The 23,425-nt window shown below is 45.9% G+C and carries 14 protein-coding genes and 1 pseudogene; all 15 read left to right on the top strand.

Annotated elements, in window-relative coordinates; all coding sequences use genetic code 11:
- Nucleotides 1-207: 207 nt before the first annotated feature.
- A complete protein-coding gene (locus HMPREF3138_RS25485) occupies nucleotides 208-639 on the top strand; it encodes an arsenate reductase/protein-tyrosine-phosphatase family protein (RefSeq protein WP_071605325.1) in 432 nt (143 codons plus the stop codon).
- Between the two features lie 14 nt (nucleotides 640-653).
- A pseudogene (wzc, locus tag HMPREF3138_RS10850) lies at nucleotides 654-2,826 on the top strand (tyrosine-protein kinase Wzc).
- Between the two features lie 56 nt (nucleotides 2,827-2,882).
- A complete protein-coding gene (locus tag HMPREF3138_RS25480; RefSeq protein ID WP_080213348.1) occupies nucleotides 2,883-4,067 on the top strand; it encodes a glycosyltransferase in 1,185 nt (394 codons plus the stop codon).
- Nucleotides 4,033-5,493 (top strand): hypothetical protein, encoded by a 1,461-nt coding sequence (locus HMPREF3138_RS10845; RefSeq protein WP_038881034.1) that lies wholly within the window; start codon nucleotides 4,033-4,035, stop codon nucleotides 5,491-5,493. The genes HMPREF3138_RS25480 and HMPREF3138_RS10845 overlap by 35 nt, the downstream gene beginning before the upstream one ends.
- Nucleotides 5,483-6,391 carry an ATP-grasp fold amidoligase family protein gene (locus tag HMPREF3138_RS10840; protein WP_049193282.1) on the top strand — a complete coding sequence of 303 codons (909 nt, stop codon included), beginning with the start codon at nucleotides 5,483-5,485 and terminating at the stop codon, nucleotides 6,389-6,391. The genes HMPREF3138_RS10845 and HMPREF3138_RS10840 overlap by 11 nt, the downstream gene beginning before the upstream one ends.
- A 46-nt stretch (nucleotides 6,392-6,437) precedes the next feature.
- A complete protein-coding gene (locus tag HMPREF3138_RS25475; protein ID WP_071605324.1) occupies nucleotides 6,438-7,481 on the top strand; it encodes a glycosyltransferase family 4 protein in 1,044 nt (347 codons plus the stop codon).
- Nucleotides 7,482-7,555: 74 nt separating this feature from the next.
- On the top strand, nucleotides 7,556-8,713 hold the full coding sequence (locus tag HMPREF3138_RS10835; protein ID WP_038881037.1) for a glycosyltransferase family 4 protein: 1,158 nt from the start codon (nucleotides 7,556-7,558) through the stop codon (nucleotides 8,711-8,713).
- A 154-nt stretch (nucleotides 8,714-8,867) separates the two neighbouring features.
- Complete coding sequence (wbaP, locus tag HMPREF3138_RS10830) at nucleotides 8,868-10,301, top strand: undecaprenyl-phosphate galactose phosphotransferase WbaP (protein ID WP_038881039.1); 1,434 nt, start codon at nucleotides 8,868-8,870, stop codon at nucleotides 10,299-10,301.
- A 566-nt stretch (nucleotides 10,302-10,867) separates the two neighbouring features.
- The gene (locus tag HMPREF3138_RS10825; RefSeq protein ID WP_038881042.1) at nucleotides 10,868-11,761 is read left to right on the top strand and encodes a glycosyltransferase family 2 protein; all 894 of its coding nucleotides are present in this window, start codon (nucleotides 10,868-10,870) and stop codon (nucleotides 11,759-11,761) included.
- Nucleotides 11,762-12,412: 651 nt separating this feature from the next.
- Nucleotides 12,413-15,409, top strand: a complete 2,997-nt coding sequence (locus HMPREF3138_RS10820; RefSeq protein ID WP_038881044.1) for a beta strand repeat-containing protein — start codon at nucleotides 12,413-12,415, stop codon at nucleotides 15,407-15,409.
- 379 nt (nucleotides 15,410-15,788) lie between these two features.
- A complete protein-coding gene (locus HMPREF3138_RS10815; protein ID WP_038881047.1) occupies nucleotides 15,789-17,555 on the top strand; it encodes a type I secretion system permease/ATPase in 1,767 nt (588 codons plus the stop codon).
- Nucleotides 17,556-17,609: 54 nt separating this feature from the next.
- Nucleotides 17,610-18,941 carry an HlyD family type I secretion periplasmic adaptor subunit gene (locus tag HMPREF3138_RS10810; RefSeq protein WP_038881050.1) on the top strand — a complete coding sequence of 444 codons (1,332 nt, stop codon included), beginning with the start codon at nucleotides 17,610-17,612 and terminating at the stop codon, nucleotides 18,939-18,941.
- 2 nt (nucleotides 18,942-18,943) lie between these two features.
- Nucleotides 18,944-20,320, top strand: coding sequence for a TolC family outer membrane protein (locus HMPREF3138_RS10805; RefSeq protein ID WP_047728088.1), 1,377 nt, complete (start codon nucleotides 18,944-18,946; stop codon nucleotides 20,318-20,320).
- An 851-nt stretch (nucleotides 20,321-21,171) separates the two neighbouring features.
- Nucleotides 21,172-22,185 (top strand): UDP-glucose 4-epimerase GalE, encoded by a 1,014-nt coding sequence (gene galE, locus HMPREF3138_RS10795; protein WP_038881055.1) that lies wholly within the window; start codon nucleotides 21,172-21,174, stop codon nucleotides 22,183-22,185.
- A gap of 557 nt (nucleotides 22,186-22,742) precedes the next feature.
- Nucleotides 22,743-23,425, top strand: a 683-nt coding sequence (locus HMPREF3138_RS27125; RefSeq protein WP_246828722.1) for a GDP-mannose 4,6-dehydratase, incomplete at its 3' end; no start/stop codon positions are given.

Raw genomic sequence — 23,425 nt, 5'->3', positions numbered from 1 at the left:
TTAGAATTGATATATAAAGCAAGCTCCTTTTAAGTTAATGAAATGCATAACGATTTAGCAGTTAATAGCTATGCATAAGATTTTGGTTTCGTTGCTAGTTTCTTCAGCAATGATGACTATCAATCAGATAAGAGGGGCGCTTTTTCCATTCAAAAACTTCTGCTATAGTAATGTAATACCAAAAGATTACTCTTCAGGAATATGGATATGTTTGACTCTATATTAGTCGTTTGTGTAGGAAACATTTGCCGCTCACCTACTGCGGAACGTTTGCTACAGAATTCTTTACCAGAAAGAAAAATTAGTTCTGCGGGATTAGCTGCCGTTGTTGGGCATGGAGCTGACGCGACGGCATTGCTAGTGGCAAAATCAAATGGCTTATCATTAGATGGACACCATGCCCGGCAACTTACTCGAGAGCTTTGCCGTGAGCAGTCTTTGATTTTGGTAATGGAAAAGAGTCATATAGAAGCTGTTACACGCCTGGCTCCTGAGGTTAGAGGGAAAACGATGTTGTTTGCTCACTGGCTTGAACAGCGGGATATTCCTGATCCTTACGGAAAGAGTCAAGAAGCATTTGAGTTTGTTTATCGTCTACTAGCAGAATCAGCGCAAGCGTGGGCAAAGGCTCTAAATTAAATACAGAGAATACAATGACTGAAAATACCGCTCGGAAAAGTATAGCAGGCACCAAGAGCCATGATATAAATATTGCTCAGATTGTAGGTGCGCTAATAGATAATAGATGGCTGATTATTGCGATCATTGCTCTTTCTTCTTGTATTGGCATTGTGTATTCGCTATTTTCCACACCAGTTTATCAAGCGGACGCATTGGTTCAGGTGGAAAAAAATTCTGGTGGATCTCTGCTCGATAACTTGTCCCAAATTATTCCAAATTCTGAGGCTGAGTCTACAACTGAAATAGAGCTAATTACTTCTAGATTAATAATTGGGAAGGCAGTTGATGAGCTCGGACTCCAAACTAGCGTTAGCGAGAAATTTCTTCCTATCTTCGGTCGTGGGTGGGCTCGAATGACGGGGGAGGAGCCTCAGAGTATTTCTTTGTCCAGGTTTGACATTCCTGAGAGTCTTTTTGATACTTCTTTCACATTGACGGTACTCGATAAAAACGATTATTCACTCACTAATGACGAAGGGATGTTTTTAAAGGGGAAGGAAGGGGAGGTTGTGTTTGGGCAAGGTGTTGTAATTCTGTTGGATAAGCTTAATGCCAAGCCTGGGACATCATTTATTGTTGTTAAAAGAACTCGCCTAAAAACTATAAACACTATTTTAAATTCTTTATCAGTTGCAGATAAAGGGAAGAAGACAGGTGTTTTAGAATTAGCTTATTTCTCTGAATACCCAGAGTTGGCACGTCAAGTATTGGAAAGTATTAGTAGGAATTATGTTCTGCAAAATATTGCGAGAAAATCGGAGGAAGCAGAAAAGAGTTTGAAATTCCTGCAAGAGCAACTTCCTACTGTCCGAGCATCGCTTGATGAAGCAGAGAACAAACTTAATAAATATCGTCAACAAAGTGATTCTGTTGATTTATCCTTAGAAGCCAAATCAACGTTGGATAGCATAGTTTCCGTTGAGTCCCAACTAAACGAGTTGACTTTCAAAGAGGCTGAGATATCAAAACTTTATACAAAGGAGCATCCAGCATATCGAGCTTTATTGGAAAAAAGGAACACTTTAGAAAAAGAGAAAGGGAAATTAAATAAACGAGTTTCTGCGATGCCAAAAACGCAGCAAGAAATTTTGAAACTTACGCGAGATGTTGATGCGGGTAAGGCCATATACATGCAGTTGCTGAATAAACAGCAAGAGCTAAGCATTACAAATGGCTAGTACTGTTGGTAATGTGCGAATTGTTGACGAGGCAATTACGCAACCAAAACCCGTTAAACCTAAAAAGCTTATAATAGTTGCTGTTTCAGTCTTTTTAGGCGCACTGTTTGCTGCCGCGATCGTATTTATTAAAATGCGCCTTCATCGAGGAATTGAGTCTCCAGAGCAGCTGGAGGAGGATGGCATCAATGTTTATGCTAGTATTCCTTTGTCAGAATGGCAGCAAAAGAAGGATCTGCAATTAAGGAATATAACAAGAAGAAAAAAGACAGTACGCTCCGACTCTTTATTAGCTAGTGGTAACCCAGCCGATCTTGCGATTGAAGCCATACGTAGCCTAAGAACCAGCTTACATTTTGCTATGATGGACTCAAAAAACAATGTGCTTATGATTTCAGGTGCTAGCCCGAATATAGGTAAAACGTTTGTTAGCACCAACCTTGCTGCAGTGATCGCTCAGTCTGGGCAAAAAGTTTTAGTCATAGATGCGGATATGCGGAAGGGATACCTACACTCTATATTAGGAGTAGATAATAACGTTGGCCTATCTGATATTCTATCATTACAAGTAACTTTTGATAAGACGATACAGAAAACTACAGTTGAAGGTTTGGATGTGATAAGCAGAGGACAAGTACCTCCAAATCCATCAGAGCTGCTAATGACACGTGGATTTACTGATTTTGTCGGGAGTGTCTCCGCTCTTTACGACATTGTGCTGATAGATACACCTCCAATTTTGGCTGTTACTGATGCTGCTATTATTGGCCACCATGCAGGTACTGCGTTGATGATCGCGCGTTTTGGTGTTAATACAGTGAAAGAAGTTGAAGTCAGTATTCGTCGCTTTGAGCAGAATGGTACCAATATCAAAGGCGTTATTCTCAACGCTGTTGAAAAGAAAGCGAGTAGTTATTATGGTGGTTATGGTTACTACCATTATGAATACGAGTCAACGAAGAAGTAAGTTGAGATGTGTAATGATAGCAGCCCATTCTGGGCTGCTGTTAATAGTAACGATGTATGCTTTTTCCTAGGATGGTCATCGTGAAAATTATGATGGTTAGCTCGTTATACGCACCATATCAGATGGGCGGTGCCGAGATATCTCTTCAATTGCTAAGTGAGGAACTAGTTAGAAGAGGTCATCAAGTTAGGGTAATTACGCTATGTGATAAACCGTTAAGGTCGTTCTCTATAATCAATGGCGTCGAGGTCGTATACATACCACTTAGAAATATATATTGGCCTTTCAGTGGCAGAAGGCGGAATGTTTTACTACGCTTTTTATGGCATGTTATTGATAATTATAACCTGTTAATGAAAACTCCGTTTAGGAAGGAAGTGGCCGATTTTCAACCGGATATAGTAAACACAAATAATTTATCTGGCTTTTCGGTTGCAGTTTGGGGCGTTGTTAACGCTATGGGGATTACATTAGTCCATACTTCACGTGATTACTATCTAATGCATCCAAACACGACGATGTATTACAAAGGAAAAAATACTGAACCGCGTGCGCTCTCAGTTTTTCTTTGGTCCTTTTTGAAGAGAATTTATAGTAAAAAAGTCAATTTTTATATTGGCATTAGTTTTTTTATCATGGATTTTCATATAAAGAATAAATTCTTCAAGAATGCATTAAAGGATTATACTTATAATCCAGTATCAGTTTATTCCGGATGTTCGCCCTCTGCAGATGTGATTCGTATCGGGTTTATCGGACGGTTAACAAAAGAAAAGGGGTTTGACGTATATTGTCGCTTGATTGTTAAATTGCGTAACGCCGGATATAATATACAAGCTTTCGCTGCAGGTGATTGTTTTGATGACAATGATGAGTTTCGAGTTATGTTGCATTCAGCTGATATTATTCAGATGGGACGCGTTAATATCGAGCATTTCTTAAATAACGTAGATATTGTCATTTTCCCTTTTCAATGGCGTGAGCCATTTGGTCGAGTCGTTGTTGAAAGTGCATTAGCCAAAAAGCGTGTGTTAATTAACCCAGTTGGCGGGGCAGGAGAATTACTAGAGTTAATCCCATCTGTCAAAGAGATAACGGAAAATAATCTTGAGTGGGCATTGAACTCTACTACAGAAATTACTATTGAGCCCGATACTATAAAGCTTTTTGATATTGCCAACATAACAGATGAGTATATATCGAATTATGATCGAGCCAGAGAAACTACCCATTATCACTGAACTTCCTAATGTGCTGGTAATTTACGATAGTATTGTTTTCTTTCTTGGTCTTTTCCTTGCTTTTGCCTATTTATATCGTATTGCAGTAAGGTTTCACTTGAATTTTTATTCGGTGACACTGTTTTCTTTATATGTGCTCTGTTCGTATTCGTCATATAACATCATGGTTATGCCAATCCATGACTATAATGTTGCTATAGCTAGAAATATTATTTACCATTATAAAATATTTGGTTTTATATCGATTGTCGATATTATCTTTATAACTATTTTTTTTGCTTTGCTCGCACACTTCACTTTTCATGCTGGCTGGTTTAAGTTTCGACAGAGAGAGTATAAGGTTGCCATCTTTCTAACTGTAGCGATTATTATTCAAGGATGCGTAATCGGTATAATTTCAACTTCAGCGTTTTTCAATCACGTTATGCAAGGTGGCCTTGGTCAGATTAAAAGGCAAGTTGTTTATTTTCGTGGTGTTATTTATTTCAGCGTGCTGATTTATCTTTTCTTTAATTGCACGAAACAGCTTTCGTTATTAGGGTTCTATAAAGTATTGACTTTCTTTTGTGTCTTTGACCTAATAAACTTCACATCCAGTATAGCGGCGAGTAATATATATTATGATTTTTTATGGGAGAGATATGGAGTAAAGGTTACCATAATAGATCAAGATAAGATATACAACTACTTCACTATTTACTCCTTGATGATTTTTGCTTTATTCTTTTCCAGATTGCCGCAAAGATTTACAATCTGTTTGGCAACAATCGTTATTGGTGCAGTGATGTATTTTAATATGTACAAGTTTTTATTCGCCTTCGCTTTTCTCTTTATATTGTATGATATCATCATTAACATTCTTAATAAGAAACTACCAAAGTTAAAAATAACGATAACTTTTCTCATCTGCATCATAGCGCTGCCTGCTATGATGAATTTGTACTCCAGTAAATCGATGAATACTCGCTCAAGTCAAATGACAGATTATTGGAAATATACGGGGCAGTATTTCCCCGCAAGTCTGATAGGCATTGGCTATGGAGGTCTATATTATTCACCTTCCGGCATTGGTGATAAAGGAGAGACAAAAAAAATTGACCTTATGGAGTTAGATGCACATTATAAAAGAAGCATACAGACGCCGTTTTTGACGCAGTTAAAAAATAGCGGATTGCTTGGTATTATTTTTATGCTGACTGTCGCAATCATTGTCGCTGTGAGAATGATAAAAGTTAATTTAAAATTGGCTGAACACATCTTCAGTAATGCGATTTGTTTTAATATCATTTGGTTGGTCGGAAGTACCAGTATTTTATTACAACCATATCCGATGCCTTCGCTTGCTTTTGTGAAACTACTATTGCTTCTTTTTTTGATGTTAAGTGCAAACAAGTTGCGAATGGGGTTGCATAGAAATGCTAACTGAATGGATAAGAAAATGGAGGGGGAAGGGGCGTGTATATATCAAATTATTTTCTAAGTTCTTACCCTGGTCCCTTCAGGATAGGTTCGTTTTTTTATTGAAGTTGGGCTATTTCCCTAATTTGAAAAATGCAAGAACCTTCAACGAAAAGATATTGTTTAGAAAGCAAAATAAAATGAGCGGTGACAATTTTGTTTTTCTATCAGATAAATATTTAGTGCGTGATTATGTGCGAGACAAAATCGGAGACCAATACTTCGTCCCATTAATGTTTTGTACCGACTCTCCAGAGCAGTTATTTGATTATGTTCCCTACTGTGACGTGATTTTGAAACCTAACCATGGGGCAGGGATGTACAGAATTGTAAAAACTTCAAATTATAATTCTGAAATAGAGGATATAGTTAAACTATGTAACGAATGGATGAGAATAGACTTTTCACATATTCAAAGAGAAATTCAGTACAGAAATATTCCTAAGAAGATATTGATGGAAAAGTTGTTAGGCGATGGTGTTATTGCTCCAACTGATTATAAATTCCATATATTCCGTGGTTTGGCAGGTAAGGTTAATTATGTTCTTCAAGTCATAAATGAAAGATTTACTGGCAACTTGTCGCGTATTTTTTATGTAAATGGATTTGATAAGCCATTTGAAACTGGAATAAACAGTAAAGGAAATGGTGAAGAGAAGTCTTTATACGTTATTGACAAAAAGTTGGCATCAGAGGCATTGAGATTGAGTTGTTTGCTGGCCGCTGATTTCGATTATGTACGTGTTGACTGGTATATTCATGATGGCTGCATTTATTTTAGTGAGCTTACGTTTACGCCTGCTGCAGGATTTGGCATTGGATATGGCCCTCACCTAGATAGATTGATGGGGGAGTTTTGGGTATAGATACTGACATTGAGCCAGCATATAACTACTGATATCGAGAAAGTGTATGATATACATCAACGCCCGGTTTTTAACTCAAGATATGACGGGAGTTCAGCGTTTTGCAGCGGAGCTTTGTCTACAACTGGCGGGGCTAAGAGATGATGTTATATTCTTATCGCCACGAGATATTAAACAAGTGGATATCGCATCACGTCTAAATGTTAAAGTAGTAGGTAGTCGTTCGGGGCACCTCTGGGAACAGTGGGACCTTCCTTTTTTTTTGCGAAAAAAAGGATGCCCATTGCTTGTTAATTTAGGAAATACCGCTCCATTACTCTATCTGAACAAAGTAATCACATTACATGATATATCTTATCTGCGATATCCTAAAACATACTCATGGGGTTTCCGGTACTGCTATAAGTTTTTTATACCACTTCTATTGGGAACATGTAAGAAGTTATTAACTGTTAGTGGTTTCTCGAGAGATGAAATATGTTCGCAGTATGGATTTTCTAGAGAGAAGATACATATTATTCATAATGCTGTAAGTGAAAAGTTCACTGTGTCTCATGAGACTGGGCTTAGGAGGGGGTATTTTCTTGCCGTATCCTCGCATCATTACCACAAAAATTTTCATGGGTTACTCGCTGCATTCAATAAATTACCTGAAAAGTATGAAATGCATATGATTGTTGCAGGGAGCACGCATCCTAACTATCAGCCCCTAGAATTTGACAAAAACCTCGGTAATAAAGTCAGTTTTGTCGGGCGAGTTTCTGATGAGGAGCTTGTGGATCTGTATCGCAATGCATTCTGCTTTCTTTTCCCATCCTTATATGAAGGTTTTGGTTTGCCACCGCTAGAAGCTCAAGCCTGTGGTTGTCCCGTGATTGCATCTAATGCCGCTGCGATGCCTGAAGTTCTTGGCGAAAGTGCAATTCTTGTCGATCCATTAAACGATGATGCATTAACTGAAGCTATGGAGAAGCTGGTTCTTGACCCAAAGCTCAGAGAGTCTCTTATCGCAGCAGGCACTGAAAATATTGAACGATTTTCTTGGCTACTCTCTGCAAGACAACTAAGCTGTGTTATCGACAGCGTATAAGTTTGATAAGCTTACTGCTTTGCTACAGACTTGTCTGCGAGTAAATTTAGAAGAGAAATATCTTGAGGCATATAATGTTGGGTAGTGATTTTAGTGTTGGAATAGTTGCCGATTGGCTTGTTACATCAGCCGGCTCTGAGAGCGTCGTCAAAGAATTGATCAATATATACCCATCTTCCGAGTTGTTTTCGTTGATAGATTTTATCTCTGAGGAGGAACGTAATGACTATTCTGGAAAGAAGGCTAAAACGACATTTATCCAAAAGCTTCCTTTTGTTAAGAAAAACTATCAAATTTTTCTGCCTTTGATGCCTTTTGCTGTTGAGCAAATTGACGTTAGCTCTCATAATGTGATTATTTCTAGTAGTCACGCAGTTTCTAAAGGTGTTCTTACTGGACCCGATCAATTGCATATAAGTTATGTGCATTCCCCTATGCGTTATGCGTGGGATCTTCAGCATCAATATCTAAAAGAAACTGGTCTCAGCAAAGGTTTGAAAGGACTGATTGTAAAATGGCTTCTGCATAAAATACGCATTTGGGACTACCGAACTGCCCATGGTGTAGACCACATGGTGGCGAATTCTCATTTCATTGCACGTCGGATAAAGAAGGTGTATGGTCGCGATGCTGACGTTATTTATCCTCCGGTGCATGTCGAACGCTTTGCTTTGAATACTCATAAGGAAGATTTCTACATTACGGCATCTAGATTAGTTCCTTATAAGAGGGTTGACCTCATTGTTGAAGCTTTTAGAAGAATGCCGGATAAAAAGCTTATTGTTATTGGTGCTGGTCCTGATATGAAGAAAGTTATTCGCCACGCATCAGAAAATATAAGTGTACTTGGATATCAACCCAATGATGTATTGCAAGACTTGATGGGAAGAGCTAAGGCATTTGTTTTTGCCGCTGAAGAAGACTTTGGGATCGTGGTTGTGGAGGCGCAGGCTTGCGGTACTCCTATCATTGCCTATGGACGTGGTGGTGCGTTAGAAACAGTAAGACCTTATGGTTCGCAGAATGCAACGGGCGTTTTTTTTCATGAACAAACGCCTGAAGATATTATGTCTGCCGTTGAAAAATTTGAGTCTATTCAAGATGATTTGTCACCTGAGAACTGTCGCAGTAATGCATTGCGTTTTTCTGCTCATCGATTCCGTGAAGAATTTAGCGCTTACTTAAAAGATAAATGGATAAATTTTCAAGAGTTAAAGAAGGTCACATACTGATATCGTAAAGGGAATGCTCGCATTACTGACTTCTCTTTGAATTTAAGTGACTTACCCTTTGTGTTGCTAGTCTTGGTATAGGATTTAATTGGTGTTTTTATAAGCCATTTATGGGGAGTAAATATGTGTATTATTATTATGGATGGAAAGCGCAATGTTAAAAAATAAAAATGTGCTAAAAACAATTGTACCTAAGGTTTCCCTGATTGTGTCAGATTTTTTATTTTTCAACACCTCTCTTTTTCTTGCCTACTTTATTGTTTTTCACTCTACTGGCAATAGTCTTGTTCTACCCGAGGATGGAACTTACACCGCAAGGATTTTTGCTCATTTAATTCTATCTGTTGTTTGTATCACTTGGTTTCTGTCAAGGTTGAGGCATTATACGTATAGAAAGCCTTTTTGGTTTGAGTTGAAAGAGGTTGTTAGAACATTACTGATTTTTGCTGTTTTAGACCTGTCGCTGGTTGCTTTCTCAAAGTGGAACTTTTCTCGCTGGGTTTGGTTAGTTACGTGGGTTCTCATTTTGATACTCATTCCATTGGGGCGAGCGATTACAAAGCGAATATTGAATAAGCTTCATCTGTGGAAAAAAGATACTATTGTTATCGGTTCCGGAAAAAATGCAAAAGAAGCCTATGCGGCTTTACAGAGTGAGGAAGTACTTGGTTTTAATGTGATTGCCTTTGTTTGCACAAGTTCACCTTGTGAGGAAGTTATCACTGATATCCCTGTGCTTGATTCTGAGGAGGCGCTGTGGAGGATCGCCGATGTTGAGAGTACACAGTTTATTGTCGCGCTAGAGTTCGAAGAACATGCATTACGTGACTGGTGGTTAAAGAATCTTGCGAAACATAATTGCCGTTCTGTTTCAGTTATACCGACACTGCGCGGTGTTCCTTTGTATGGCACTGATATGTCGTTCATATTTAGCCATGAGGTCATGATATTGCGAGTGGGTAATAATTTAGCCAAGCGTTCGTCACGGTTGATTAAGCGTATTTTTGATATTGTTGGCTCAGCTTCTATCATGTTGGTATTGTCACCCGTATTACTATTTTTGGCATACAGAGTTTCACGTGATGGCGGCAAGGCTATTTATGGACATGAACGTGTTGGCCATAATGGGAAAAGATTTAAGTGTCTTAAGTTTCGTTCCATGGTAATGAACTCACAAGAAGTGTTAGATGACTTATTACGAACAGATCCTGCTGCAAAGGCCGAATGGGATAAGGATTTTAAATTAAAAAACGACCCTCGAATCACTAAAATTGGTCATTTTATCCGTAAAACTAGCCTTGATGAGTTACCTCAATTATGGAATGTTTTCAGAGGTGAAATGAGTTTGGTTGGTCCGCGTCCTATTATTGAAGCTGAGCTTGAGCGCTATGCGGGCGATGTTGATTATTACTATATGGCAAAACCTGGCATGACGGGGTTATGGCAAGTGAGTGGTCGTAATGATATCGATTATGATACTCGTGTGTATTTTGATGCATGGTATGTGAAGAACTGGGCGCTGTGGAATGATATAGCTATTTTATTTAAGACAATAAATGTTGTTTTAAAACGAGATGGCGCCTACTAAATATCATATGATTAGAGAAATGTGATTTTTAAATGTAGTTAATTAACTTTTGGTTCTTTACTGCTTAAATTATGCGTCAAAAAATATGGGCTTCGTGTGGGGGAGGGGCTGCTAATGCCAAGTGTTGATATTCCGATAGAATTTTTTTAATGCATAGATCACTTGGTCGGATTAAATACATAGATATCGCTGTTGTGCCTATCTCTGGCTGCAATAAAATTGCAGTAAGAAATATAGATATTGTCTTCTATCTAAGAGTGTAACTCGAAAATATGGTGCATTGAGACTGTCAAAACTTTCAGATTTCCCCCTCTTAATATAACTCGTATGAAGAGGGGCATGAGGGCGTAAACTTCATTGGCGTCGCTCTGTTAGCTTGTTGGCCTGGCCATGAGTGTGTTATTGAGAGTATGGTTGAGTACAAGGATAAGTTCAGCAACTCTATTTAATTCAATCTCATTTTTCATTTTTTCTCCTGTCAATCAATAAGTTAAATTTTTAATGGTTTTGAAACAATTTAATTCTAATAGAAGGTAGGGACATAGGTTCTCTCTGGAGAGGTAATAATGAATGTTGTCGCGGAAAAAGTTTGCATTTTAGTGATAATCTATGGAAAAGAGCTGGTTGACTCAACTACACTGTCTTCGTTATTAAAATTTGATTGCTCTTTATTTGACCTGGTCGTCATAAATAATGGGCCAGAGGCTTTAAGTGATCGTGATTTTTTTTATCATGATCTTAGCGCGAGTTTTCGCTCTTTTGAGTTGCTGAACAAGACTGAGAACATGCCACTTAGTATTGCATATAACAGCTTTATCGATTCGCACTCCAATGCACAAAAATATGTTTTCCTCGATGATGACACTGAGGTGACGGAAAGTTTTATATCCCGTCTGGCTGACACTGGAGCTTCATTTGACGTTGAAGTACCTAAGATCGTTGCAACCGATGGCTCTCTTGAGTCGGGAAGCGTTCAGTATCCGGTCGAAGATGGCGTTCCTGTCGTAGAAATCAGAACTGTTAATGCGGGCACAGTTTTCTCCATAGGTTCAGGTTTAGTCCTGACCCATAAATTTATTGAAAAATTCCGAACTGCTTGTGTGCCTGTGTTTGATAACCACTACGCGTTGTATGGCGTAGACTATAGTTTGTTCAGAAACGTACGAAAACTTTTAGCTAAAGGAGTTCCTTTTACCTTTACGAGCTTTTCTTCTATAACTCATTCTTTGTCCCGTTTGCAAAAAGGAACATTGAGCGAGCATACAAAAAGGGAACGCTTGTATGACATTATACTGTCGGCACGGCACTACCCCGATAAATCCTATATTAAAGGTCTTATCAAGTCACTCGTTCACGCTAGTCTTCGTCTTGATTTTTCATTGGTTGTTCATATTATCTCTACTTTTGTCAAAGGTTACCATCCAAGATGTAAGCCATATATCACCACTGAGAAAAAATAAGCTGACCATATTACTTTTAACGCGCAGTACGAAATGCTGCGCCGTCACTTCTTCCTTTCTGCTTAACTGCCCTGCTTTTTGAAAACCCTCCTCATTTCTGACTTCCGATACATTCACTGCCCTTATCTTTATTTCTTCTTTACTCTTTAAATTCCTAACAAAAAACTGTTTCCTATCGCCCTTTCTCTATGTCATAAAATTAACCATTTGAATGGTAATGCTTTTTGGCTTTTTAGATTCGAATGTTAAATGACTCAATAGCCTAAATCCATTGCGTGTTATTTTAAATGCACACTTTTAATTGTTTGCTTTTATTGTGTTTTTTATTTTTTCAAATGTTTGTGTTAAAAATCACATTGAGCAAAGGGTTTTAGCTTGTTGCTAATTATTTGCTATCTAATGTTAACGTAATTCACTTTAGTGGTTTTAATTTGTTGTTTTTTCTGGTTTTTATTTTTATTTTGATTTTAGTTAATAAAAATCCTATCTCCTTGACAGCTTGCGTTTTTTGAACTTTTCTTTATATGCGAAGGAAGGGGGTTTCTTCGCGCGGGATTCAAACTGTGCGGTAACACTTTTATAGCTAACGCCAGGTTTTAAAATCAGATTTGATTTTGCCTAGCTAAAACCATTTTGTTTAAGGATACGATTATGGCTTCTCTCGTGTACCAAAAAGAGGCGGCGGCGCTTCTTTTAGCTGTGCTTGGGCAAAATGCATCACCAAGCGTGTTTGACACTGTCGGTAATCAAATAGAGAAAGGGCAGACTACGGCCCAGGCATACATCTCGAGTCTGTTATCCTCCAGTGCCGGGCAAGCGCTTTATGCATCAAAAACAGACGTTGAAATACTGCAGAGTATCTATACATCAGTCTATGGCAGCTCTCCGACTACAGCACAACTGCAGGCGATTCTGGCCGGCAGCACCTTGAATGATGCCATATCTAGTGCCGTTAATTCTTTGCTGAACTACAGCGGTTTTGATACAGGTACGCTGACATCTCAGAGCAATTTCGATGCGCAACTCAACAACGTGTTATTCCCGGGTACCAGCGCCGCTGGCTCTGGTCCTGGTGTGTCGGATGCATTGGCGCTCTATTACCTAGCTGGCATCGATCCTGTCACCAGCACGGTTATTACACTAGCTACGCAGATAAATACTTCCGCGCAATCCTTCTCACAAGTAGCCAATAAATTTGTTACCGATCGAGCAGCGCTCAATTCGTTATCAAACACAGATTTTATCAATAAGGTGTTTAATGAAGCCTATGAACGCGCGCCAAGTAACAGTGAGTTCTCGGCTCTGAGTGCAATTCTCAGCGGGGGCGGTACTAAAGGTGATGTATTGATCAATATCATTACCGGATTGCGTGGCACTGTGGGCTCCGGTGATACTGCTGCACAGCAATTCTTCTTGACTGAGACTCAGCCTGATGCTGCCGGTCAACTGGCGGGTTTGGCTGCTCGTGAACAGGTTGCTTCCATCTATCTTGCTGTACCTCAACGTGATGTTGATGCGCAAGGTTTGGACGACTGGAGTAATTATCTGGGTAAGCACGGTAACACTTTTGCTTCTCTGACCACAAAACTGTTGACCTCTGTTGAGTTTCAGAAAAAAGGTGCTCAATTGACCGGCACTGACTTCATTCAGCACGTATATACTGGCGTTCACGGTGTTGCTGCTACACCAGCGCAAATTGCACTGTATAGCGGTTTAACCGACAAAGGCGCGATCACGACTGCGATTATTAATGACCTGCGCAACTCAACTGCCACCGACGCCACAACTGTAACTCAGCAGCATGGCTTTGAATATGACATCGGTACTAGCCTGCTGTATAAAACCGCTGCATCTCTGACGGCAACGGCTGCTGGGGGCAACGCGACAGGAACTGTCAACACTGGCGCTTCCCACCAAATCAGCAACGCCGAAACCGCAGTACTGACGAATGTTCAACTGAACGCCAATGCCGCCAGCCAGGTCAACCTGAAGTTCGCCGATCACCTGGCAAACCTGACCATCAACGGCACCAGCGCAGCAACGGTCAACCTGTCTGATAACGGCGTTAATCCTGGGGTTGCTGTCACCGTCAACAACGGCAACGTCATTCTGAACGCCAGCTCCGGTTCAGACAACGTGGTCGTGACTTCGACGGCTAACATCGCGACCGGTACCGCGCAGTTTAACCTCGGCGCCGGCAACGACAGTCTGCACTGGGCAGGTAACGCGGTTTCCGGCGGTGCGAACACCGTTGCCAATACCGTCAAGGCTGACGGCGGTACCGGCACGGACTCCATCTCCGCCAACTTCATCACCAAAACCGTCGTGACTAACCAGAACGCCCTGGGCATTCGCACCAGCACCGTGACCAGCAACGCCAACAACTTCTCGAACTTTGAGCAGATTGATCTGACCGGTTATATCGGTAAGTCCGTCGGTACGCTGATTACGACACCGCTGATTGGTTCACCGACCACCACCAGCGTCACTACGCCAACCAACACCTTCGACTTTGGCCTGACCAACGGCACGTCTACGGTAGAAGGCACTACGGGCGGTACGGTCACCCAGAACACAGCGGCGACCAACCTGGGGACGCAAGGCTTCGTGATCTCCGGCCTGGCGAACGTCAACGTCATCAACGCTGCTGGCGGCAACGCCGCACAGCTGGAAGTGAAAGGCGACGCAACCTCAGCCAGTACGCTGAACTTCACCTTCGTCCAAAACGCCACCGACCACTTCAACATCAACTTCGATGCGGTGAGTTCGGCGAACGTGAATGCCGGCGCCATCAGCCTGAACAGCAGCAGCAGTGCGCTGTTGGGCACCGCGCTGACGACGGTGAACGTGGCTTCCGGTGGTACCGGTGCGTTCAACAACATTCTGTCTCTGGCTGGCACCAATGCGCAGGTTCAGAATATCAACGTGACCGGCGATCATGCGCTGAATCTGACCGTGGGCGCGGGCTACAGCAACGTGCGCGACATCAATGCGTCTGCCAATACCGGTGGTTTGAACCTGGATTCAAGCCATGCGGGTACCGGTGACGGCATTATCGTACAGCTGCTGAAAGCCTTGCCGTTGAGTGCGGCTACCACTGCGCTGCTGACGCCGCTGCTGAACACGCTGGGTCTGAACGGTTACCAACTGACGGTGGAAGGGACATCAAAGGCCGACAGTTTCAACGTGCTGGGTAACACCACGCTGACTGGCGGTAACGGCGCGAATATCTACGATCTGAAATCCAGTACTTCGCAGGCGGGGGTCACCATCACCGACTTCAGCACCGCGAAAGACAAAATCGTGGATGCGGCTTCCGGTCTGACCCTGTCCAACACCGGTACCGCGGTGGCGAACTACGGTACCCGTCCGGCGGATACGCTGGATGCGCTGTTAGGGTCGCTGGTTGGCGGCCTGACTACCGGCGTCGTCGGTCTGTTGGGCGGCATCTTGGGCCTGAGCAATCCAAACTCGCTGACGGCAAAAGTGGGCGTGGCCTCGGTGGTGTTCAGCGGCTCCGGCAACACGGCAGACTCCTACGTGATTATTGATAACAACAATAACCACACGCTGGATGCTAACGATACTGTCATTTACCTGACGGGCCAGAACCACCAGCAATTGGTGGATTCTCTGCACTACGCCTGAGGGTAAGGTTGCAATAACAAATAATTCCGAGCGGAACTATTTTGAATTAAATAATGCGGGGGCGTAATCCCCCGCATATTTAAATTTGTGAGCAGTGTCATCCTCTCTAAGTTATTCCATTTCGTTATCTTACATTCCCGCCTTTGTTTTCCCATATCACTCTGTTTTACCATGCTTTTTCAAAGCGTGGTGGCCGGTTTTTTTTTTATAACCTACCTTGCCGGTTTTCACTTTCTCTACCTATAGTTAACCAAAGTATCTGCAGTCTCGGGCATTTCTTTGGGGTGAGTCTTCTCGGGGTAATTCTTTTTTAGGAATTTCTTTAGGGAAGGGGTCAATGCGGATTGGACTGACAGTGCACATGATGTAAGGGCAGAACGTGAATCAATTTATCCCGCGCAACGAAATAGCGGATGTTATACGCACGCGCAGTAAAGTCTTCTGGACCGTTGGTATATTCACTGCGTTTATTAACCTATTAATGTTGGTGCCTTCCATTTACATGCTCCAGGTTTACGACCGGGTGCTGCCTTCGCGTAATGAAATCACGCTGTTAATGCTGACGCTGATCATGCTGGGGATGTTTGGCATGATGTCCTTGCTGGAATACGTGCGCAGCATGGTGGTGATCCGTATCGGCAGTCAGCTGGATATGCGGCTCAATACGCGCATTTATACTGCGGCTTACGAGGCGAATTTAAAAAACGGCTCGTCCGATGCCGGCCAGATGCTGAGCGATCTGACCAACGTGCGTCAATTCCTGACCGGCAGTGCGCTGTTCGCCTTCTTCGATGCGCCCTGGTTCCCGATCTATCTGCTGGTGATTTTTCTGTTTAACCCTTGGCTGGGGTTGTTCGCACTGGTGGGCTCCTTACTGTTGATCGCCTTGGCGGTGATCAACGAAGTGGTGTCGAAAAAGCCGCTGGCGGATGCCAGCCGGCTTTCAATCATGTCAAGCAACCTGGCCAGCACCAACTTGCGCAACGCCGAAGTGATCGAAGCGTTGGGAATGTTGCCTAACCTGAAGGGGCGTTGGTTCGGTCTGCATCAGCGCTTTCTGAACAGCCAACGCATCGCTAGCGAACGGGCATCGCGTGTCACATCGATCACTAAGTTTGTGCGTCTGTCGCTCCAGTCGCTGGTTTTGGGCCTGGGGGGCTGGCTGGCGATCGATGGGCACATCACGCCGGGCATGATGATCGCCGGTTCAATTTTGATGGGGCGCACTCTGGCGCCGATCGAGCAGGTGATCAACGTTTGGAAAAGCTGGAGCTCTGCCAAGCTGGCTTACCAGCGCCTGGTGCGTTTGCTGGAGCAGCATCCGCCGCGCGGTACCGGCATGTCGCTGCCGCGTCCGGAAGGGGTGATTTCAGTTGAAGGGGTGACTGCGACGCCGCCTGGCTCGAAGGGGAGCGCGGTGCTGCATAACGTCAACTTCGCGATTCAGCCGGGAGACGTGCTGGGGATTATCGGGCCAAGTGCGTCCGGCAAGTCGACGTTGGCGCGCCTGCTGGTCGGCATCTGGCCAGTCAGCGAAGGCATCGTGCGGCTGGACAACGCCGACATCTACCAGTGGAACAAGGACGAGCTGGGGCCTTACATCGGCTATCTGCCGCAGGATATTGAGCTGTTCGCCGGCAGTATCGCGGAGAACATCGCCCGCTTCAACGAGCTGGACTCGGAGAAAGTGATCGAGGCCGCCAAGTTGGCCGGGGTACATGAGCTGATTCTGCGCTTCCCCAATGGCTATGATTCGGTTATTGGCAGCGGAGGCGCCGGGCTTTCCGGCGGACAGAAACAGCGTGTCGGTTTGGCGCGCGCGCTGTATGGCGATCCCTCTCTTATCGTGCTGGATGAACCCAACTCCAATCTGGACGATGCCGGCGAGCGGGCGTTGAACCAGGCCATTACGTTCCTTAAACAGCGAAATAAGACGGTGATCCTGATTACGCACCGCACCAATCTGCTGGCGATGACCAACAAGCTGTTGCTGCTGGTTAACGGGAACGTCAATGCGTTTGGCCCAACGCAGCAGGTGCTGCAGGCCTTGGCGAATGCGCAAAAAGCGCAGGTACCTCCGCAAGCGGCGCATGCGGTGAACTCCGAGCCGGATGAAGGCGATATTCCTAAAACTCAAATTAATTAAGCCGTGAACTGGCCTGGCGGCGCTGTTGCGTCGCCGGCAGTCAAAGGAGTTGGTATGTCTACGCATATTGGCGAGCCGAATGACTCGTACTCAGAACAGATCCCGCTGGATGAGCGCCGTTATACCCGCCTCGGGTGGTTGGCGCTGGGTGTGGGCGTGTTCGGTTTCTTGGCCTGGGCGGCGTTTGCACCTTTGGACAAAGGGGTCGCGTCTCCGGGATCGGTAACCGTTTCCGGCAACCGTAAAACGGTGCAGGCACCGGCCAGCGGCATCATCAAAAATATCGTGGTGAAAGACGGCGACAAGGTGAAAGCCGGCGAAGTCCTGGTGCAGCTGAGCCAGGTGCAGGCACAGGCGCAGGTCGATTCGCTGCGCGATCAGTATTACACCACGCTGGCGACCGAAGGACGCTTGCTGGCTGAACGGGACGGTCTGAGCAAGGTCACTTTTTCCCCTGTTTTCGCTCAGGTTAAGGATCAGCCGCGTGTCGCGGAGATCATTGCGCTGCAGACGCAGCTGTTCGCCTCCCGCCGCCAAGGGTTGCAGAGTGAAATTGACGGTTATAAGCAGTCGATGGACGGGATCCGTTTCCAATTGAAAGGCCTGCAGGACTCACGCGCCAACAAACAGATCCAACTCTCCAGCCTGCGTGAGCAGATGAACAGCATGAAACAGCTGGCGGCGGACGGTTACCTGCCGCGCAACCGCTATCTGGAAATTCAGCGCCAGTTCGCCGAGGTGAACAGCAGCATCGATGAAACCGTCGGGCGGATTGGCCAACTGCAAAAGCAGCTGCAGGAATCTCAGCAACGCATCGATCAGCGCTTTGCCGACTATCAGCGCGAGGTCAGAACGCAGCTGGCGCAAACCCAAATGGACGCCAGCGAGTTCCGCAACAAGCTGCAAATGGCCGATTTCGATCTGGGCAACACCGCTATCACCTCACCGGTGGACGGCACCGTGGTCGGATTGAATATCTTCACTCAGGGGGGCGTCGTGGGAGCGGGTGACCACCTGATGGACGTGGTACCCAGCCAGGCGACATTGGTGGTGGACTCTCGCCTCAAAGTCGACCTGATCGATAAGGTGTACAACGGGTTGCCGGTGGATCTGATGTTTACCGCCTTCAACCAAAACAAAACCCCGAAAATTCCGGGAACGGTCACGCTGGTTTCCGCCGATCGTCTGGTCGACAAAACCAATGGCGAACCTTACTACCAGATGCAGGTCACGGTCTCGCCGGAGGGCATGAAAATGCTCAGTGGCGAGGACATCAAGCCGGGGATGCCGGTGGAAGTGTTCGTGAAAACGGGGTCACGCTCGCTGCTGAGCTATCTGTTTAAACCTATTTTGGATCGCGCTCATACTTCATTAACCGAGGAATAATTTTGATTCATTCAAAACGACAGGCTGCCGGTCTGGTTATCGGCACCCTTTTGTTTGCGATGTCTGCGCCGGTTTATTCGATAGGGATTTTAGACGCATATTCGCTGGCATTAGAAAAGGACCCGACCTTCCGGGCGGCTATAAAAGAAAAAGAAGCGGGAGATGAGAACGAAAATATCGGCAGGGCGGGGCTGCTGCCGAAGGTATCGCTGAACTACCAGAATTCGCCGCGCAACTGGCAAACGCAGAAGTACCCGCAAAGCGATTTCTCTGGCAACATTACGGAAGCGACGCGTCGTCAGCAGTACCGCAGCTACTCCAGCTCGGTGACGTTGACGCAGCCGCTGTTCGATTATGAGGCCTATGCGCGTTACAAAGGCGGCGTGGCGCAGACGATGATGTCGGATGAACGCTACCGCGGCAAACTGCTCGATCTGGCGGTGAGGGTGATCAGCGCCTATGTCGAAGTGGCCTATTCCAAAGATCAAATCGCCCTGGCAGAGGCGCAAAAAGCGGCCTATAAAGAGCAGCTGGCGTTGAACGATCGGCTGATGAGCGCGGGTGAGGGAACGTTGACCGACGTTTCCGAAACGCAGGCGCGCTACAGCCTGGCAGAGGCGCAGGTGATCGAGGCGCGCGACGCGCTGGATGCCGCGCAGCGCGAGCTAGAGGTGATCATCGGCGTGCCGTTGAATCAACTGGATGAGCTGCAGGTCTTACGGCCAGGCAAGTTCCAGGTGGCACCGCTGATCCCGTCGAAGTTCGAAGAGTGGCAAAAGATCGCCCTGGAGAATAACCCGGTGCTGGCCGCCTCGCGCCACGGCGTCGATGCGGCAAAATACGAGGTAGAGAGAAACCGCGCCGGCTTTATGCCGAGTGTGCAACTCTATGCTTCGCATTCGGAGAACGATTCCAGCAGCGACAACACGGTTAACCAGAAATATCGCACCGACAGTATCGGGGTGCAGGTGAGTTTGCCGATTTACTCCGGCGGCGGCGTGGCGGCCTCAACGCGGCAGGCGGCGGCACGCTACGGCCAGGCGATGGCCGAGATGGACACGCAGGTTGGCTCGACGCTGAACGATCTGCGCAAACAGTTCAACCTGTGCATCAGCAGTCGCGCCAAGCTGGCGGCCTACGAGCTGGCGGTGAAGTCGGCGACTACGCAGGTGACGGCGACCCGGCAGAGTGTTTTGGCGGGACAGCGCGTCAACGTCGATGTGCTCAACGCCGAACAGCAGCTCTATAGCGCCCAGCGCGATCTGGCCTCTGCCAAGTACAACTACATTAAGTCCTGGATTACCCTGCTGAGCGACTCCGGCACGTTGGACGAGAAGGATGTGCTGCGCGTGGCGCAGTATTTTGCAAGGCAGCGTTAGGCGTAGAAATACTGCTGAGGATGTCGGGGGGACTGTTAATGCTCACCCCGACATCGTTATTACATGTGTCAGTTGGTGTCATATTCAAGGCACAGGGACGCAGATCATGGGTCTTCACTTTCTTATTGACTCATGCATTTTGCGTGTAACTCAACGTTATGCGATCCGCATCGAGCGCTGCTGTCATTATTGGGGGGAGGGGGGCGTTTTTTAGCGTCGCATTTATTCCATGCAAAGTTGGCCAGGTGGAGCAGAACTCATGGTTGGAGTCAGTATTTTTGAACAAAGCGTCAATGATCAAGGCATTCTGCAGCTCTTCAGTATTGGGTGGTAATGGAATTTCTATAAAGATCTTGGTATTCCCCGCGATGAAGACGCAGGAACCTTTGGCTGAGGAAAGGAGCTGAGGGTTTCTATCTTCAGTGTCAAATACGATGGGTTGCGATTCAAATCGCCCCAACCAAAGTAGAGTGGAAACCACATTATTGATTGGCAAGGAGGCCGTACCGATCGGTGCCGGGAACCTCGTCGTATTATATCGTGCCTCGCCCATAGTTAGACAAAAGCCATTTATTTTCTATGGATTTTTTTCCTGTCGCCAGACGAAATGCGCGGCTGTGGCGAGAGCATGCTGTCGCTGCCTTAAGAATAATTCTGAAATGTGGCTTAACTTCTGAATTGTTGCTTCAGATGCGTTATCGTATGCCTCCAAACTGCCCGCCTGAGCTCGGCCTGGTGGCTGAAAGGCCGTTTTTTAGCCAACTCGTTTGCTTCAAATAGACAGTACAACAGCAGATGCGGGGCGATGCGGGCATGTCTAATGTATAACGCGAAGCATCAGAGGAGTGGTTATGGCTATTTTGGTTACGGGCGGTGCGGGTTATATCGGGTCACATACAGTTCTGACCTTGTTAGAGCGCGGGGAGGAGGTGGTCGTGTTGGACAACCTTTGCAACGCTTCCGAAGAGTCATTGCATCGCGTTGAGCAGTTGACCGGCAAAGCTGCGGTATTTTATCGCGGGGACATTCTGGATCGGGAATGCCTCGGGCGTATTTTTGAGGAGCAGCAGATTAACGCCGTTATCCATTTTGCGGGATTGAAAGCCGTAGGGGAGTCTACCCGCAAACCGCTTGAGTATTATCAAAATAATGTCGCCGGCACCCTCGTGCTGCTGGAAGAGATGCGTCGCGCCGGCGTGCACCAATTTATCTTCAGTTCATCGGCGACGGTTTACGGCGCCCACTCACCGGTTCCTTATGTTGAAACGACGCCGATTGGCGGCACGACGAGCCCATACGGCACGTCCAAGCTGATGGTTGAGCAAGTGTTGCAGGATTTCGCCAGAGCGGAGCCGCAATTTTCCATTATCGCCTTACGCTATTTCAACCCGGTTGGCGCGCATGAATCCGGCATGATTGGTGAAGATCCGAATGGGATCCCCAATAATCTTTTGCCTTATATCTCTCAGGTGGCGATCGGTAAACTGGAGAAGCTGGGCGTGTTCGGCGGAGACTATCCGACAAAAGACGGTACTGGCGTACGCGATTATATCCATGTGATGGATCTGGCGGAAGGCCACCTGATGGCGATGGCACACTTGGGAAACATCGAAGGGTTCAAGGCTTACAATTTGGGAGCCGGCGTCGGGTATTCCGTCTTAGAGATGGTGCAGGCCTTTGAAAAAGCCTCTGGCGTCGCCGTTCCTTACCAAATTTTACCGCGTCGCGATGGCGACCTTCCCGCGTTCTGGGCAGATGCGCGTTTGGCTAAGCAAGAGCTGGGTTGGGAGGTTCAGCGCGGCATTGATGCAATGATGCGCGATACCTGGAACTGGCAGCAAAAGAACCCGCAAGGATACCGCTGATCGCCAATGTAGCTGGGCTCGTTGTAGCTGGGCCCGTTAATGAAGAAAGAGGATTGAATAAGAAAGCGCTGCTATGCCCCGGCAGGTTCGCTGGGCGCGTTGCTACTATTTTCATTAAAGATGTGGTTTCGTGATAAACGGCAAATTTTTATGTTGGTTTGAGCATGATTGCTAGGGGAGTTATCCCATAAAGCCAGACGCTTTTTAGCGAATTCGATGTCTCTCTTTCCGTGTTGGTCACACTAGCCCGTTTTTCCTGTTTTATCCAACGCTAGCGGCGGCTGGTGGTGGTTAAGGTGTGCGGTTTAGGGGGGGCTTACGGCGCTGCGATAAAGGTTTTCGTGTAAGAAACGATGTGCATTTTCGCGGGGGAAAGGGGGATGTAGCGAGGGATGCTCATCCCTAGTATGATGTGCGGCACTGACCATTCACTGTGGAAAAGACTATTATCTTGCCGGTTTGTGCGTTATTGCATTCGGCCACAGATTACTCTGCAGGCAAGTCATAATTGATGCGAAAATTTTCCCACAAAGTTAGGCATTGTTTTAGAGGATTTTATGAAAATTATCGTTACCGGTGGTGCAGGCTTCATTGGGTCGGCGGTTGCCCGACATATCATTAATGATACCAGCGACCACGTTCTGGTGCTGGACAGCCTGACCTACGCAGGTAATCTGGAGTCGTTGGCGCCGATCGCCGACAGCGACCGCTACGCGTTTGAGCTGGTCGACATTTGCGAGCGCCCGGCGCTGGATCGTGTGTTCGCCGCGTTTAAACCGGACGCCGTGATGCACCTGGCAGCGGAGAGCCACGTCGATCGCTCCATTGACGGCCCTGCAGCCTTTATCGAGACCAACATTGTTGGCACCTATACGTTGCTGGAAGCGGCTCGCCACTATTGGCAGACCCTGGATGAAACGAAAAAACAGACGTTCCGCTTCCACCATATTTCGACCGATGAAGTCTACGGCGACCTGCACGGCACTGACGATCTGTTCACAGAAACGACTCCCTACGCACCAAGCAGCCCGTACTCCGCCTCCAAAGCCTCCAGCGATCATCTGGTGCGCGCCTGGCTGCGTACCTACGGTCTGCCGACTCTCGTCACCAACTGCTCGAACAACTACGGCCCTTACCACTTCCCGGAGAAGCTGATCCCGCTGACTATTCTGAATGCGCTGGATGGCAAGGCGCTGCCGGTATACGGTAACGGCGCGCAGGTGCGTGACTGGCTGTATGT

The sequence above is a fragment of the Serratia sp. HMSC15F11 genome, from assembly GCF_001808215.1.
Lineage (GTDB): Bacteria > Pseudomonadota > Gammaproteobacteria > Enterobacterales > Enterobacteriaceae > Serratia > Serratia nevei.
The sequence above is the reverse complement of the archived record's forward strand: the minus strand, read 5'-3'. Positions and strand labels throughout refer to the sequence as shown.